The organism is Curvivirga sp. (assembly GCF_965219885.1).
Taxonomy (GTDB): Bacteria; Pseudomonadota; Alphaproteobacteria; order UBA8366; family Aestuariispiraceae; genus Curvivirga.
In genome coordinates this window covers 2,654,729-2,667,932 of the sequence record NZ_CBDCOT010000009.1, presented here as the reverse complement: position 1 = coordinate 2,667,932, position 13,204 = coordinate 2,654,729, and the positions used below count along the sequence as shown (strand labels likewise).

The 13,204-nt window shown below is 41.6% G+C and carries 15 protein-coding genes; 7 read left to right on the top strand and 8 right to left on the bottom strand.

Annotation, left to right across the window (positions count from 1 at the left end):
• Window positions 1-6: 6 nt before the first annotated feature.
• The 4 genes from ACOQOA_RS18065 to ACOQOA_RS18050 form a co-directional block, all read right to left on the bottom strand.
• Window positions 7-426, bottom strand: a complete 420-nt coding sequence (locus ACOQOA_RS18065) for a hypothetical protein (RefSeq protein WP_420549989.1) — start codon at window positions 424-426, stop codon at window positions 7-9.
• Window positions 413-1,834: a ribosome biogenesis GTPase Der gene (gene der, locus ACOQOA_RS18060; protein ID WP_420549988.1), complete on the bottom strand. Its 1,422-nt coding sequence runs from the start codon at window positions 1,832-1,834 to the stop codon at window positions 413-415. Before der ends, ACOQOA_RS18065 begins: the two co-directional genes overlap by 14 nt.
• A gap of 110 nt (window positions 1,835-1,944) precedes the next feature.
• A complete protein-coding gene (locus tag ACOQOA_RS18055) occupies window positions 1,945-3,282 on the bottom strand; it encodes a PQQ-binding-like beta-propeller repeat protein (protein ID WP_420549987.1) in 1,338 nt (445 codons plus the stop codon).
• A 35-nt stretch (window positions 3,283-3,317) separates the two neighbouring features.
• A complete protein-coding gene (locus tag ACOQOA_RS18050) occupies window positions 3,318-3,962 on the bottom strand; it encodes a tetratricopeptide repeat protein (RefSeq protein ID WP_420549986.1) in 645 nt (214 codons plus the stop codon).
• 312 nt (window positions 3,963-4,274) lie between these two features.
• Between ACOQOA_RS18050 and ACOQOA_RS18045 the strand changes: the two genes are divergently transcribed.
• The 3 genes from ACOQOA_RS18045 (at window position 4,275) to ACOQOA_RS18035 (ending at window position 5,816) form a co-directional block, all read left to right on the top strand.
• On the top strand, window positions 4,275-4,610 hold the full coding sequence (locus ACOQOA_RS18045; RefSeq protein WP_420549985.1) for a hypothetical protein: 336 nt from the start codon (window positions 4,275-4,277) through the stop codon (window positions 4,608-4,610).
• Window positions 4,611-4,712: 102 nt separating this feature from the next.
• A complete protein-coding gene (locus ACOQOA_RS18040; protein WP_420549984.1) occupies window positions 4,713-5,075 on the top strand; it encodes a DUF2794 domain-containing protein in 363 nt (120 codons plus the stop codon).
• A 375-nt stretch (window positions 5,076-5,450) separates the two neighbouring features.
• Window positions 5,451-5,816 (top strand): GcrA family cell cycle regulator, encoded by a 366-nt coding sequence (locus ACOQOA_RS18035; protein WP_155154919.1) that lies wholly within the window; start codon window positions 5,451-5,453, stop codon window positions 5,814-5,816.
• A gap of 68 nt (window positions 5,817-5,884) precedes the next feature.
• Here the strand turns inward: ACOQOA_RS18035 and ACOQOA_RS18030 are convergent, their stop codons facing one another.
• The 4 genes from ACOQOA_RS18030 to ACOQOA_RS18015 form a co-directional block, all read right to left on the bottom strand.
• A complete protein-coding gene (locus ACOQOA_RS18030; RefSeq protein ID WP_420549983.1) occupies window positions 5,885-6,490 on the bottom strand; it encodes a CDP-alcohol phosphatidyltransferase family protein in 606 nt (201 codons plus the stop codon).
• A 14-nt stretch (window positions 6,491-6,504) separates the two neighbouring features.
• Complete coding sequence (locus ACOQOA_RS18025) at window positions 6,505-7,344, bottom strand: CDP-alcohol phosphatidyltransferase family protein (protein WP_420549982.1); 840 nt, start codon at window positions 7,342-7,344, stop codon at window positions 6,505-6,507.
• Window positions 7,344-8,048 (bottom strand): phosphatidylserine decarboxylase, encoded by a 705-nt coding sequence (locus ACOQOA_RS18020; RefSeq protein ID WP_155154916.1) that lies wholly within the window; start codon window positions 8,046-8,048, stop codon window positions 7,344-7,346. The genes ACOQOA_RS18025 and ACOQOA_RS18020 overlap by 1 nt, the downstream gene beginning before the upstream one ends.
• A gap of 211 nt (window positions 8,049-8,259) precedes the next feature.
• Window positions 8,260-9,264 (bottom strand): LysM peptidoglycan-binding domain-containing protein, encoded by a 1,005-nt coding sequence (locus tag ACOQOA_RS18015; protein ID WP_420549981.1) that lies wholly within the window; start codon window positions 9,262-9,264, stop codon window positions 8,260-8,262.
• Window positions 9,265-9,568: 304 nt separating this feature from the next.
• Here ACOQOA_RS18015 and ACOQOA_RS18010 point away from each other — a divergent pair, with 304 nt between their 5' ends.
• The 4 genes from ACOQOA_RS18010 (at window position 9,569) to cysG (ending at window position 13,203) form a co-directional block, all read left to right on the top strand.
• Window positions 9,569-10,318, top strand: coding sequence for a sulfite exporter TauE/SafE family protein (locus ACOQOA_RS18010; RefSeq protein WP_420549980.1), 750 nt, complete (start codon window positions 9,569-9,571; stop codon window positions 10,316-10,318).
• An 84-nt stretch (window positions 10,319-10,402) separates the two neighbouring features.
• Window positions 10,403-10,987, top strand: a complete 585-nt coding sequence (locus ACOQOA_RS18005) for a TIGR00730 family Rossman fold protein (RefSeq protein WP_420549979.1) — start codon at window positions 10,403-10,405, stop codon at window positions 10,985-10,987.
• A gap of 89 nt (window positions 10,988-11,076) precedes the next feature.
• Window positions 11,077-11,613 (top strand): hypothetical protein, encoded by a 537-nt coding sequence (locus ACOQOA_RS18000; RefSeq protein ID WP_420549978.1) that lies wholly within the window; start codon window positions 11,077-11,079, stop codon window positions 11,611-11,613.
• A 162-nt stretch (window positions 11,614-11,775) separates the two neighbouring features.
• Window positions 11,776-13,203 carry a siroheme synthase CysG gene (gene cysG / locus ACOQOA_RS17995; protein ID WP_420549977.1) on the top strand — a complete coding sequence of 476 codons (1,428 nt, stop codon included), beginning with the start codon at window positions 11,776-11,778 and terminating at the stop codon, window positions 13,201-13,203.
• Window position 13,204 lies beyond the last annotated feature (1 nt).

The following is a 13,204-nucleotide window of genomic DNA, read 5'->3' as shown; positions in this document are numbered from 1 at the left end:
TTTAATTTATTGTATGCGACGTAAGGTCCATTTACCTTTACAACGTTTACTTTGCCACTCCCCGGCAGCTTCTTTACCTTCGAATTTCCCGGTCATGACCGCGTCACGGGCGACAGTACCAAGATCAAATTCTCCGTATTCAACGTCACCGTTTTCATCAATACCACCTGTAATCTTGGTTTTATATTTGATTGTACGTGTCTTGCCAGTCATGTATCCGTGTTCAATCTTCACAATAAAGTTTTCACGACGCATACAAGTTTCATCGCCAATATTAAGTGTAATAAGTCCGCTCCACACACCATCATATGCGTTTCCCGCACCACCTGTCGCGCTACACGCTGCAAGGATAGTTGCAAAAGCGATCGCGCAAACCTTCTTAAAACCAGTCAACTTCATGGAGATAACCTCTTTATTTTGGAGCATAAGGGTTCTTACCCTTACGTGTATAAAAACGAAGTGGGACGCCAGGAAGATCAAAATCCTCTCTTAATCCATTAATCAGATAGCGGGTATATGAATCTGGCAGATCTTCCGGGATGGAAACAAAGGCTGCAAAGGTCGGTGGACGTGTTTTAGCCTGCGTCATATAGCGCAATTTAATACGGCGTCCTTTAGATAATGGAGGCGGATGACGTTCAGTCATATCAAACAACCATTCATTTAAACGCGACGTAGGAACACGCCTATTCCATGTTTCATAAATATCAAAGACTGCCTTCAACATCTTTGGCAAATTACGCCCTTCTTTCGCTGAAACCGTTACAATCGGAATACCGCGTACTTGAGGCATGGAGAATTGTACGCGATCCATAAGTTTATCCAACGCTTCTTGCTTATCCTTTACCGCATCCCATTTATTAGCGACAATGATCAAAGCGCGACCTTCTTCAACCACTTGACGAGCGATGGTAAGGTCTTGTTTTTCAAGCATATCATCAGCATCTAATACCAATGCAACGACCTGAGCAAAACGAATAGCGCGACGCGTATCAGCTGCGGAGAGTTTCTCCACTTTATCCGTTATACGACCTCGGCGACGCAACCCCGCAGTATCAATCAACTTAATCGGTCGCCCTTTCCATTCCCAATCGATTGCAATTGAATCACGGGTAATACCGGCTTCAGGCCCTGTTAATAGCCGATCTTCTCCCAGCAAACGATTTACTAAAGTAGATTTACCAACATTCGGACGACCTACGATTGCCAATTGGATGGGCTTTTCAGGATCATCAAGTACTATTTCTTCTTCAATATCCTTACCTTCTTCATCGGTTAAGGAAATTGAAGACGCCGCTTCAATTAATTCTGCTTCAATCGGCGTATATTCCTCACCATGTGCTTCCGCATAAGGTAAGAGTGCCTCATAAAGATCAGAGACACCTTCGCCATGTTCGGCAGAAAATGGAACAGGCTCACCTAAACCTAGGCCATAGGATTCCATTAGGCCTGGCTGACCAGCTTTTCCCTCACATTTATTTGCAACAAGGATAACAGGTGTGGAATGTTTCCGTAAGAACCCTGCAAAATGTTCATCTAAAGGTACGAGACCAGCTCTGGCATCTACTAAAAGTAAAGCAACATCTGCTTCGCCTAAAGCTTGCTCAGTCTGGCGACGCATACGGCCTTCTAGACTATTGTCAAATGCCTCTTCCAGACCTGCAGTATCAATAACACGAAAACGTAGATCGATTAATTTTGCATCGCCTTCACGACGGTCACGGGTTACCCCTGGCTGATCATCTACAATCGCCAGCTTCTTTCCCACTAGTCTGTTAAACAAAGTGGATTTCCCAACATTTGGTCGTCCAACAATGGCAACTGTGAAACTCATTTTTTCTTTCCTTTTCAGGTCTCAACGAACTATAGCCCGGGATAGTTTACCGGGCTAGTTCATTTCACATTCCTGACTTAAAATTACAGCAATAACTGTAACTGTTTCATCTATCGATAAGCGTGGAGCACACCATCTTCAGTTTGAATATATACCGCCCCGTCAGCAACAACAGGCGGCACCCGAACAGGACCACTTACCTTAATTTTACCAAGAAATTCACCAGAATATGGTGAAATTGTATATACTTCGCCCAAGTTATTAGCCAAGATCAAACGATCTCCAGCCAAAACAGGGCCGACCCAGTTAATTGGATCTTCTAAATCTTCTTCATCCTCCCAAATCGGAAGGCTCTGTAACCATAAAACGCGACCACCACGGCGGGTCATCGCAACCAAATGGCCTTCATTTGCCAAAACAAACAAATAGTCGCCAGCAATCCATGGCGTATTGATACCACCAACACGGCGATCCCAAATACGTCCACCGCTACGCATATCTAAAGCAACCATGCGTCCTGATTGGCTTACGGCATATCCGACACCTCTATCGATAACCGGCGCACCACGTACATCCGATAAAGAAGAAAGAGCATCAGAACGTCGTAGTGATGTTAAACTATCACTCCATAAAGATCGGCCATTTGATACCCGAATCGCAAAGACTTCGCCTGACGTATATGGTATCAACGCGACATCTTTATAAATTGCGGCACTAGCGCCCCCAATCATACCAGCTACTTCAGAGAAACCAGCATGGGACCATTTCTTTTCACCTGTTGCAGGATCAACCGCCAAAGTTTGGTTATCAATACTTATCGCTATAACAGCATCTTCATTCACCGCAGGTGCTGATCTGGCAGGTCCGGATAAATCAATACGCCAATATTCGGTTCCATCTTTTGCATCTAATGAAATCAAGGATGCAAACCCTGTGGTCAGAAATAAACGTCCACGAGAATAAGCCAAACCGCCACCGAAAGCCTCTTCATCCTCTTCAGGAATTTCAACATCAACTTCCCAGAGACGTTTACCAGTCTCGGCATCAAACGCACTCACCATGTAATCGATATCGACTACATATACCACACCATTCACAATTACAGGCGTTGATAACAAACGCGCTTCGTCATCACCACCATCACCAAAATCTCTTGACCACGCTTCCTCAATACCACCGACTTCAAGATGGTGCATTGCATGATCAGAATATCCACCCAGTTGAGGCCAATCACGATTCTTATATGGTTTAGGTAGTTTAACAGTCAAATCAGCCAAACGAGGATCTGGTTCCAGATCAGAATCAATAAGTAAAACAGATAACCGTTCCCCAGGTAACGGCGGCGCTTCATCTTCACCAATCCAACTTTCACAAGCGGATAACGCTGCCATTGCAGATAATGCCACAATAAGTCTCGTAGCTTTTCCAGTTTTTGTAATCAAACTCATGAATCTTTGACCTTATACCGCCATCTAGCTCTGTATTAACCTTCAACAACCTTTAACAACTCACCTGCGCGAAGACGGGCAGATTGAGGTGCATCAGCATCATCTGTGATTCGTGATAAATAATCAGCAGCAAGTGTTTTGTCGCCTTTCTTCATCGCCAAAACCGCTGCTAACTCACGTGCGGTAAAGCGCCAAGGTTTTATATCTGTTGTTTGAGGTTCTATTTTTTCTATTAATTGAGACGCATCCCCCGTATCCACTTGATGCATCACAGACATGACTACAGCCAAATCCCGATATAAATCTTCTACAGCATTATCCGAAGCTAACGCATCATAAATAACAATAGCACCTTCTATATCACCGGACTTAGATTTAAGTGCGGCTTGCTGTAAACGTGACAAAGCAGCGTAGCTGGCATTACCATCTTGTGCCAACTGAGCTAACGCACTATCTGCTTGAACATAGTTTTCAGCGCGTCCCATCTGGACAGCTTGATCAAATCGATTAGCTAAGTCTTCATTAACACTCGCATCATACGCTTGCCAACCTTTATATCCCGCTGTTGCAACCACAATTAACACGGCTAACGCAATAACGTAATTACCATATTTTTTCCAAAGCTCTTCCGCTTTATCCTTGCGCAAGTCTTCTTCTACTTCATCAAAAATATCGGACACGATATCAATTCCTTTGGTTTTATCATTCAACGTTATAGAGCATAAAGGCAATTTACAGCCAAGAAGCATGTCATCGGCGCACAATATAGTAAAGTACGACAATTTTTGGAAGATACTTACATCGCCCGACACAGCATAAAGGTCAAGACTTGTTACTCTTCTTTTTGACGGTTTCACATGTTTATCAAAAAAATATTCCAATTGGAAACCAACATACCAACAATATTTGGCCCGCTAATTGCATTAACACATATTAACTCTTAGCGTATGTGGCAATTGTTGCCGCTTGGTAATTTAAATAGGAATAAAATAATGCAGAAAGCAAAACATACTATTCTTAAGGCATCCACAGTCATTCTTTCTTTAGGCCTTAGCGCATGCACTGGTGTAGAACCTGCTATGGTGTTTCTGGCAACCACTTCAGGCGTTGTGATGGATGATAAATTGCCAACTGATTACATTGCCGAAGCCTACACAGGTGAAGATTGTTCTTATATCCGCCAATTAGACGATGGTGGTCCATTATGCCGCTCTGCAGATTACGGGAAAGTAGTGGAGCAGCCTCTTTATTGCTACAACACACTTGGGACAGTAAACTGCTACACAAGACCAGACCCATATGGAAATGGCCAAACACCAGTTCAATAAGGTTTTAAAATCTTATTTGGTTTTGAACCAATCATACGTTAAACTTGAAAGCGATTACATCAACAGTAATCGCTTTTGTCGTTTAGGAGCAACGTAACATTCATGAGCAACTTAATTGATCTGTCCAAAAAGTTTTCTGAAACCAAACGCACCTTTTCCGGACAATCTAAACGCGGCCCTAAGCAGATATTCTTCACCCAAGAAGAATTTCGTAAAATTCTTGCCACTTATTCCGAACATGTCGCCAAGGGAGAATGGAAAGATTATGCGATCGATTGTAATAGCGATAAAGCATGTTTTTCTATATTTAGACATAGTTACGAAACCCCTATCTTCCAGATCAGCAAACGTAAGAATAACAAGCATTGGGAATTTTCACTGAACACACAACATCGAATAATTAAAAGAAGTCGTGAATTATCTACTATTCTCAACCTGTTAAAAGATCCTCTTAAGCTTGTTTAAGACTTCCTCCGAATCAAAAATCTTATCCACAGAAGAAACCTATATTTTCTGTATTGCGACTCGGAATCCTATTTTTCACCAAATTCATTCTATCCACAGGTAAAAACCTACTACACCTAGTAGGAATCCGCAGTTTTCTGCGATTCAAAATCGAATCAAAAATCGCTTGAAAAAGTCAATTAATCACGTATATTGTGAGCAGAATTCAGAAAGACACAATATATTGATGTGATCCCAATTTCAGGCACAATCCCTATATCTAGTGTATCTGCATTCAATAACACTTGTAATAGATTTAATGTCAATTCACTTGATTAGACACTTCCAACAGGAAGTAACGGGGTACAGTCAGGTCAGTATGACAGGGGTTAAAAAATGGCTACCGAATGGACAGAAGATCGCGTGGAAACACTCAAAGGCCTATGGCAAAAAGGGTATTCCGCACGTCAAATTGCAGAACAGCTGGGTGGTGTTACACGTAATGCCGTGATTGGTAAAGCGCACCGTATGGGTCTTTCCTCTCGCCCATCTCCGATTAAGAAAACCGTGAAGGCGCCACCGCCTGCACCTAATCCTCTTAATCATGTAAAAGAACGCAGCTGCCAATGGCCTATTGGCCATCCTGGTAGTGATGACTTCCATTTCTGCGGAGAGAACGCAGAGCCAGGTCGTCCTTACTGCACAGAGCATTGCGCAATTGCATACCGTCGTGTTTCTGCCTCTGGTGAGAACGCTGCTTAATCAAATTAATTATTTGATACTGCAAAAGAAACGGGCCCTGCTTTATGGCAGGGCTTTTCTTTTTTAGATCAACTAAAACTATTCTTCGCTGCTAAAATTCGGATACTTGTTGTCACCCAACATAAGGTACCAAACAATAAGGCTAGCCAATAGAATTGCTCAGGCCATAAGCAAAAAACAAAAAACGCTGCGATTGTTTCTGTGCCTTCCGTTAATCCACCAAGATAGTAAAAGCTTTTTCGACCACGGATATCTGTGGTGACCTTATGTTTTTCTGCCATAATCGCATATGCCAAAAAACTACTACCGGTGCCCATGAACGAGAAAATAAGAAATGCGCCAGCAAATCCATTAATACTCTGATCATAAACCACAAAAGCAAACGGGATTGAACTATAAAAAAGAAAGTCCAAGACGATATCTAGATAGCCACCAAAATCTGTAGGCCCTCTTAATCTAGCTACCGCACCATCTAAACCATCAAATATTCTATTTGTCGCAATAAGTATAAGACCAAATAAAAAACTTCCCTGCGCAATAGAAAGCGCGGCGCCTAAGCCAATAAAAAAACCACCCCATGTAATTGCATTCGCAGATAGGTTGGTTTTTACAATTTGTCTGGCAGTTGAATTCAAAGGCTTATCAATAATCGGGCGCAGTAACGCATCAAACATAAGCCATCCACCTTTTAAGACTTATTAGATGGGGTATCCCCCTCTTCATTTTCACTAGAGGTCTCATCTCCATCTTGATGAAGACTTTCAGCCTCCGCCTTTAACTTCGCAAAACGTTGAACAGAAAACGGAATCGTCACCAAATATGCAATCAAGACAATAGACATTGTCACCCATGGACGACCGACAAGCATCGCAATCGCTAATCCAACAAGCGCAAGACCAGGCAACACCATGGAACTAGGGATTTTCATTTTCTTAAATGAGAATGTCGGCAAACTGCTAACCGCTAACAAAGCCACAAAGATAATCCACGGCGCCACCATTTCTGCAACAAAGAAATCACGCAGAGATGGATCAACTAAAGTAAGAACCAATGGCAACATACATAAACCAGCCGCCGCCGGTGCAGGTACACCTTGGAAATAATTATAAGCATATGGAGGTTGTGTACCCAACACACTATTAAAACGCGCAAGGCGAAGCCCCATGCAAATCGAGAAGAATAAAGCACAGGCCCATCCAATTCCTCCCAAGTCACCTAATGACCAAAAATACATGATCATTCCCGGCGCAACACCGAAGGATACGAAATCAGATAGTGAATCTAACTCTGCACCAAAATCACTGGATGCATTTAACAATCGTGCCATTCGGCCGTCTAACGTATCAAGAATAGCCGCAATCAAAATTGCACCCGCGGCAAACTCCCATCGCCCTTCCAACGCAAAACGAATACCACTTAACCCCGCAACCGTTGCTGAAACAGTGATAGCATTAGGGATAATTTTATTAATCGTTAAGCCGGAAAGACGCGGACTTTGACGGCGACTACGCTTCTTTTTGCCGATCATTATCTTACCTCACCCACACGTGGGCCCTCTTTACCTCGTTGACCACTGCCAAGATCTGCAAGAACCGTTTCACCAGCTACAGTCAACTGACCTTTGCATACAAGCGGTGTTGTCCCTTTAGGAAGATAAATATCAACACGACTACCAAAACGGATCAGACCAAAGCGTTCTCCTGCTTTTAACTCATCCCCTAGTTCCGCTTCACAAATAATGCGGCGTGCAACGAGGCCTGCAATTTGTACGAATGCAACTTCCTTTTCGCGTGGTGTTTCCATCAGATAAGACATACGTTCGTTTTCTTCGGCTGCCTTATCAAGATCTGCGCTTAAGAATTTACCCGGATGATAATGAAGCTTCTTGATCACACCATCAACAGGGGCACGGTTCACATGGACATTAAATACATTCATGAAAACACTGATGCAAGTTAACGGTTTATCACCCATTTCCAATTCTGGTGGCGGAGGAATATCAACAATACGGTTTACAACACCATCAGCTGGACTAATCACCAATCCAGAACGTGTTGGTGTTACACGATCAGGATCTCGGAAGAAATAAGTACACCAAAGAGTTAAAACCAAGCCAACCCAAAACAGAGGTTGCCAAAGCAAACCTAAAACAATGCTAACTACAGCAAATAAGGTAATGAAAGGCCAACCTTCCCGATTAATGGGAACAATCACCGCTTTAAGCGCGTCCATATTACTAACTCTCCAAAAGTTCTCTTCAGCAAGATCAAGGAGACTTGAATTTAGTTTCAAGTCTTTCAAATTCTTTACGTTCTTTTACAGGATCAATACCGCAATAAACAAGTTCAATATAAGCTTTTTACTAAGTTATCCAAGACTTCATAGATATAAATTAGCTATTCTATACCAAAAAGAACTTAATAATAACGCTGGAATCTTAGTTTTAATTTCCTGATGAAGGAATTTGAAACACTTGACCAGGATAAATCAAATCAGGATCACGAATCTGTTCGGCATTAGCTTCATAAATTTCAGTATAGCTAAATCCGCTACCTAATGTACGTCGTGCAATACGCCATAAACTATTACCAGGCTGCACAATTATAAAGTTACCAGCCGTTAAATCTGTAATAGGCTCAGCACGATTAAAAGGAATCTCCAAACGGCTTACAACTTTATTTCCAATTAGTTGATCCAAACGGAGGGTATAAACACCTGGTTCTATTTTCTTTTCAGGTTTTAAAGACCAAAAAGTATTTTCCGTGACATCCGTATTTGCCAAAACCTCATTGTCTAGATAAGCACGAATTTGCGCGCCAGCAACACCACGTCCGGCAATAGTCACATTACCAAGCTCATCATAATCAATACTATCTAGGATTAGGCCTCCCGCTTTTGCAGCAACCCCTCCCTCTTCAACAGGTTTTTGCAAAATTTTGGAAGCGCCACCATCCTTAGGCACTAAAACCGCTAAAGGTTTCTCAGTTTCAACGCCACGCTCCGGCACCGATAAAATAACCATGTTAGAGGACTCTGCTGCGGTACCGTTAGACATTTCAGCGCGCAAAGACAATTCTCTATTACCTGGCTCTAAAGGTTTTTCAGGAAGAAACACCCACTCACCAGCCTCATCAGCAACAACGCGGCCCAACTCAATTTCGCCATCCATTATAATAACAGTCGCACCGGCCGGCGCACGTCCTGCGATAACTGTATCGCCTTCTTTAGAAATCCGAACGACATCAAAATCAAGTACTGGAATTTCACCTGGATTTAAATCAGTGGTTTTGGAAATTTCCTCAGGTGGTTTGGCTTTTGGAGTTTCAACAACTGGTGCTTCGGCTACGGAGGGATTATCAGGAACCTCTGCGTTAAACCAAACATTCAGACCAAGTGCTGCTAAAATAAGCACTACACCTGCAATTCCTATCATTACTGTACGGCTCAAAGCATCACCCCAGAAAGCTTGTTATGAAATTTAAAAACTAATTTAAGTATTAATTTCTAAAAGTTTAGCTACTTCACTGTGGGGAAGCAAATGATATTGATTGTCATTTTCCGCTCTTGACTAAAATCACATAAATAAAAAATATTTTTTTATTATTATAAAACAAATACTTAAAAACCTATACAGAGTTTTCTTGCAGTTGAAGCAAAAAAAGTAAATAGTTCGTTCTTGTGATTTATTACTCTTTGATTTTCTTCATTGATCTTCCAACCGATTCTTTCATGTTTTTGTAGCAGGCTAGTATATGGATACTTTTTTCATCCTTCCTGAATTTGATTTTGCTTTTTGGGCATCTGCTTTAATCATCATTATTGCGGGCATGGTGCGTGGTTTCTCTGGTTTTGGTTCTGCCTTAATTATGGTCCCAAGTTTGGCACTTTTTTATTCACCAATAACTGCCGTTATTTGTGTAATAATCATCGATGGTTTGGGAAGTTTACAGATGATTCCTTTTGCTATGCGTCATAGCGATAAAAAAACAGTCATTCCCCTCGCAATAGCGGCATTAATTGGTATTCCTTTGGGGGCCACCTTACTCCTTTCGATTGATGCAAGCTTAATCAAAAAAGTAATGGCTGTTTTTGTTCTTCTATTTGTCATATTAATTTATAAAGGTTGGCAGTTAAAAGGGAATAAAACCTTTGGTACCAAGATGATAGCAGGCTTCATTAGTGGCCTCTGTAGCGGCAGCATTGGCATGGCAGGACCGCCAGTAATTTTATACTTGATGTCCAGTGGTAGTAATCCGCAATCTTTGCGTGCAAGTATCACTTTATACTTTGTTTTTACCACCATTATTGCCATGACAACATTTATATCCGCAGGCGTGTTTGAATGGTCTTATTTAACAATCAGCATTTTCTTCATTCCGTTTTTTGTCTTTGGTGTCATTTTAGGTGGTAAATTGTTTCACCTTGCAACACCTAAGATATTCAAAAACATCACACTTATACTTCTCTCTGTTGTCGGCATCAGCACCTTGATTGGGAGCTAATAAAATTCTCCCTTAATTAAGTCTTGCTTATATCCGGCGCATCAGCGAATTTTCTAAGAACAATACTCAAAAGGAATCTATTAAATGTCAGCTTTAAAATCAGTTTGTGTTTATTGCGGTGCAAGTAACAATGTCTCTGATGTATATAAAAATGCAGGTCAACAATTAGGCCAAAAACTAGCTGAACATAAATCTCGTCTTATTTATGGTGGTGGAAGTGTTGGTATCATGGGGATCGTTGCTGATGCTGTCATGGATAATGGCGGCGAAGTGACAGGTATCATCCCAAAATTCCTTGATGACTATGAGGTTGGTCACCAACATCTTACTGAGCTGATCATTACAGAAAACATGCATGAACGTAAAAACCTGATGGCGGAAAAAGCAGAATCTTTTGTCGTTTTACCAGGCGGTCTTGGTACATTAGAAGAGTTCTTCGAAATGGTGACATGGAAACAACTTGGTCTCCACGATAAGCCAATTGTAATTTTTAATGTTAATGGTTTCTGGGATGCTCTTATTACCTTAATCGATCATCAAATTTCTGAAAAATTTGCCCGTGAAGAGAACCGGTCCCTGTTTACAGTCGCAACTACTGTAGACGAAGTTATTGAACAACTTGAAACTGCGCCAACCCCATCTGGCGAAATTGCCTCTAAATGGACTTGATTTTTATTTGCTAATAAATCATGCTTTAACAATCAGTTTAAACATTTGAATCATAAAAAAATATAACTCGATCGGAAAAATTAAGGTAAATGTCTGAACAACCAACACATACAAAAACTTATCGTAAACTGGTTGAAGGTACCACAATCAACAATACATCCCTATTGTCGACTGATTATCTAAATCATTTTAATGAACTAGTTATGCTGTTAGAAATGGTCGCGGATATGCCTGATATGATGGAAGAAGTGAAGCTTTGGCATCCAAAAACTTATGCTGAGCATTTTGCAGATAGCGTATTTACCCATAAAGATCTTGCGATTGCGGCATATGAGCATGCACCAATTGAATTTAAAGATCCGTTTGACAAAACCGTTGATGCGGTAAATGACGCCATTTTGAGCGGCCTTCCCCATCTTGAAGATATTATTTCTCAAGGTGATCCAGAAATCATTCGCCATGAAGCCGTGAGTTTTACAAGAAATGTCCAACAACTCACAGAACGGGCTAGTGCAATCATCAACGGCGTTGTGCATGAAGAGATGGAAACACAACAAATTGTTGAAGAAGAAGATGCGGAAAAAACTGTTATGGACCAAAATGCGATTGATAGTTTATTCAATTAATTTTTTCCCAAACAGAACAAATAGCAAAAAGCCGAGGTTTTCCTTGGCTTTTTTATTACTCGCACTATATTACACATAAAATTATGTTGTTTTATTTTATTGTACTTTTATTTTTTGTTATTATATAAAATCCACATTACTAATTCACTAGAGGATAAAACCGTGAGCTATTTTCCACTTTTCATGACCATGAAGGCGCGTCCAGCGTTAGTAATTGGTGGAGATGAGCTGGCAGCGCGTAAAGTACGTCTGCTAGAAAAAGCATCTGCACGCATTCATGTAATGGCGGTGGAAATGTGTTGCGAGTTACAGGAAAAAGCAGAATCCGGCAAAATCGAATGGCTTAAAGGTGAAACCCCACATGTCATTTCCAGCGAATATGCATTTGTTGTTTCTGCAACAGGTATTGATGAGCTAGATCGTGAAGTTTCAGAAAAAGCACGCGAGTCAAATGTCCCTGTAAATGTGGTAGATCGTCCAGAACTATCTGATTTTATATTTCCTGCTATTATTGATCGCAGTCCGGTTATGGTTGCTGTTTCCAGTGGTGGTACAGCCCCTGTCCTTGCACGTCGTATTCGTGCTCAAATAGAGACTTTATTACCTACCAATATTGGTCGCCTTGCAGATCTATCTGAAAAGTTTCGTGGCGCAGTCAAAGCATTGTTTCCAACGGAACGTCAACGCCGCGCTTTTTGGGAGCGTTATTTTGATGGTGAAGCAGCAAGCAACTTCCTTGCAGGCAATGAAGACGATGCACAAGAAAAGCTAATGACAGCCGTTAATGACGCATCTAATGGTAAAATTGGCGAAGGCCGTGTGTTACTTGTCGGTGCAGGCCCAGGTGATCCCGATCTTTTAACCATGCGTGCGTTTCGTGCATTACAAAATGCAGACCTTATTGTGACCGATCGTTTGGTTGATGATCGCATTCTTGATTTGGCCCGTCGTGATGCTGAACGTCTTTATGTAGGTAAGGAAAAGGGTAAACATACTGTTCATCAATCCTTGATTAACCGTGTTATAGCAAGTGCAGCACAAAAAGGACAAACCGTTGTGCGCCTCAAGGGCGGTGATCCCTTTATTTTTGGGCGTGGTGGTGAAGAAATGGCTTATCTTGAAGATAAAGGAATCTCAGTTGAGATTGTGCCAGGTATTACAGCTGCTACAGGTGCAGCAGCCGCGGCAAATATTCCGCTAACCCATCGTGATTTTGCCAGCAGCGTCAGCTTTATTACTGGTCATGTGAAAGACGGTGGAGAAGAACCAGATTGGGATCATTTAGCATCCAGTCGCCAGACCCTGGTTTTCTATATGGGTATTGATAATGCTGGTCGCATTTCGGGTAAATTAATGCAAGCGGGATTACCCGCAGATATGCCTGCAGCAATTATTGAAAATGCAACTCGCCCAAACCAACGCGTGATCAAAGGCTCTCTTGCTGGGCTAGAAGCAATGATTTTGGCAAATAATGTTCAAAGTCCTGCCCTATTGGTCATCGGCGAAGTAACACGCTTTGCAAAAACAGATTTCAACAAATTTATTACAAATAACAAAGAATCTTCTGCTGCTTCAAAAGCGGCTGTGTAAT

Excerpts from the sequence above, each read along its gene's own strand:
- der (WP_420549988.1), bottom strand. The coding sequence starts at position 1,834 with ATGAGTTTCACAGTTGCCATTGTTGGACGACCAAATGTTGGGAAATCC.
- ACOQOA_RS18055 (WP_420549987.1), bottom strand. The coding sequence starts at position 3,282 with ATGAGTTTGATTACAAAAACTGGAAAAGCTACGAGACTTATTGTGGCA.
- ACOQOA_RS18040 (WP_420549984.1), top strand. The coding sequence starts at position 4,713 with ATGAGCAACTTAATTGATCTGTCCAAAAAGTTTTCTGAAACCAAACGC.
- ACOQOA_RS18005 (WP_420549979.1), top strand. The coding sequence starts at position 10,403 with ATGTCAGCTTTAAAATCAGTTTGTGTTTATTGCGGTGCAAGTAACAAT.
- ACOQOA_RS18025 (WP_420549982.1), bottom strand. The coding sequence starts at position 7,344 with ATGATCGGCAAAAAGAAGCGTAGTCGCCGTCAAAGTCCGCGTCTTTCC.
- ACOQOA_RS18010 (WP_420549980.1), top strand. The coding sequence starts at position 9,569 with ATGGATACTTTTTTCATCCTTCCTGAATTTGATTTTGCTTTTTGGGCA.
- ACOQOA_RS18065 (WP_420549989.1), bottom strand. The coding sequence starts at position 426 with ATGCTCCAAAATAAAGAGGTTATCTCCATGAAGTTGACTGGTTTTAAG.
- ACOQOA_RS18030 (WP_420549983.1), bottom strand. The coding sequence starts at position 6,490 with ATGTTTGATGCGTTACTGCGCCCGATTATTGATAAGCCTTTGAATTCA.
- ACOQOA_RS18045 (WP_420549985.1), top strand. The coding sequence starts at position 4,275 with ATGCAGAAAGCAAAACATACTATTCTTAAGGCATCCACAGTCATTCTT.
- ACOQOA_RS18020 (WP_155154916.1), bottom strand. The coding sequence starts at position 8,048 with ATGGACGCGCTTAAAGCGGTGATTGTTCCCATTAATCGGGAAGGTTGG.
- ACOQOA_RS18035 (WP_155154919.1), top strand. The coding sequence starts at position 5,451 with ATGGCTACCGAATGGACAGAAGATCGCGTGGAAACACTCAAAGGCCTA.
- ACOQOA_RS18000 (WP_420549978.1), top strand. The coding sequence starts at position 11,077 with ATGTCTGAACAACCAACACATACAAAAACTTATCGTAAACTGGTTGAA.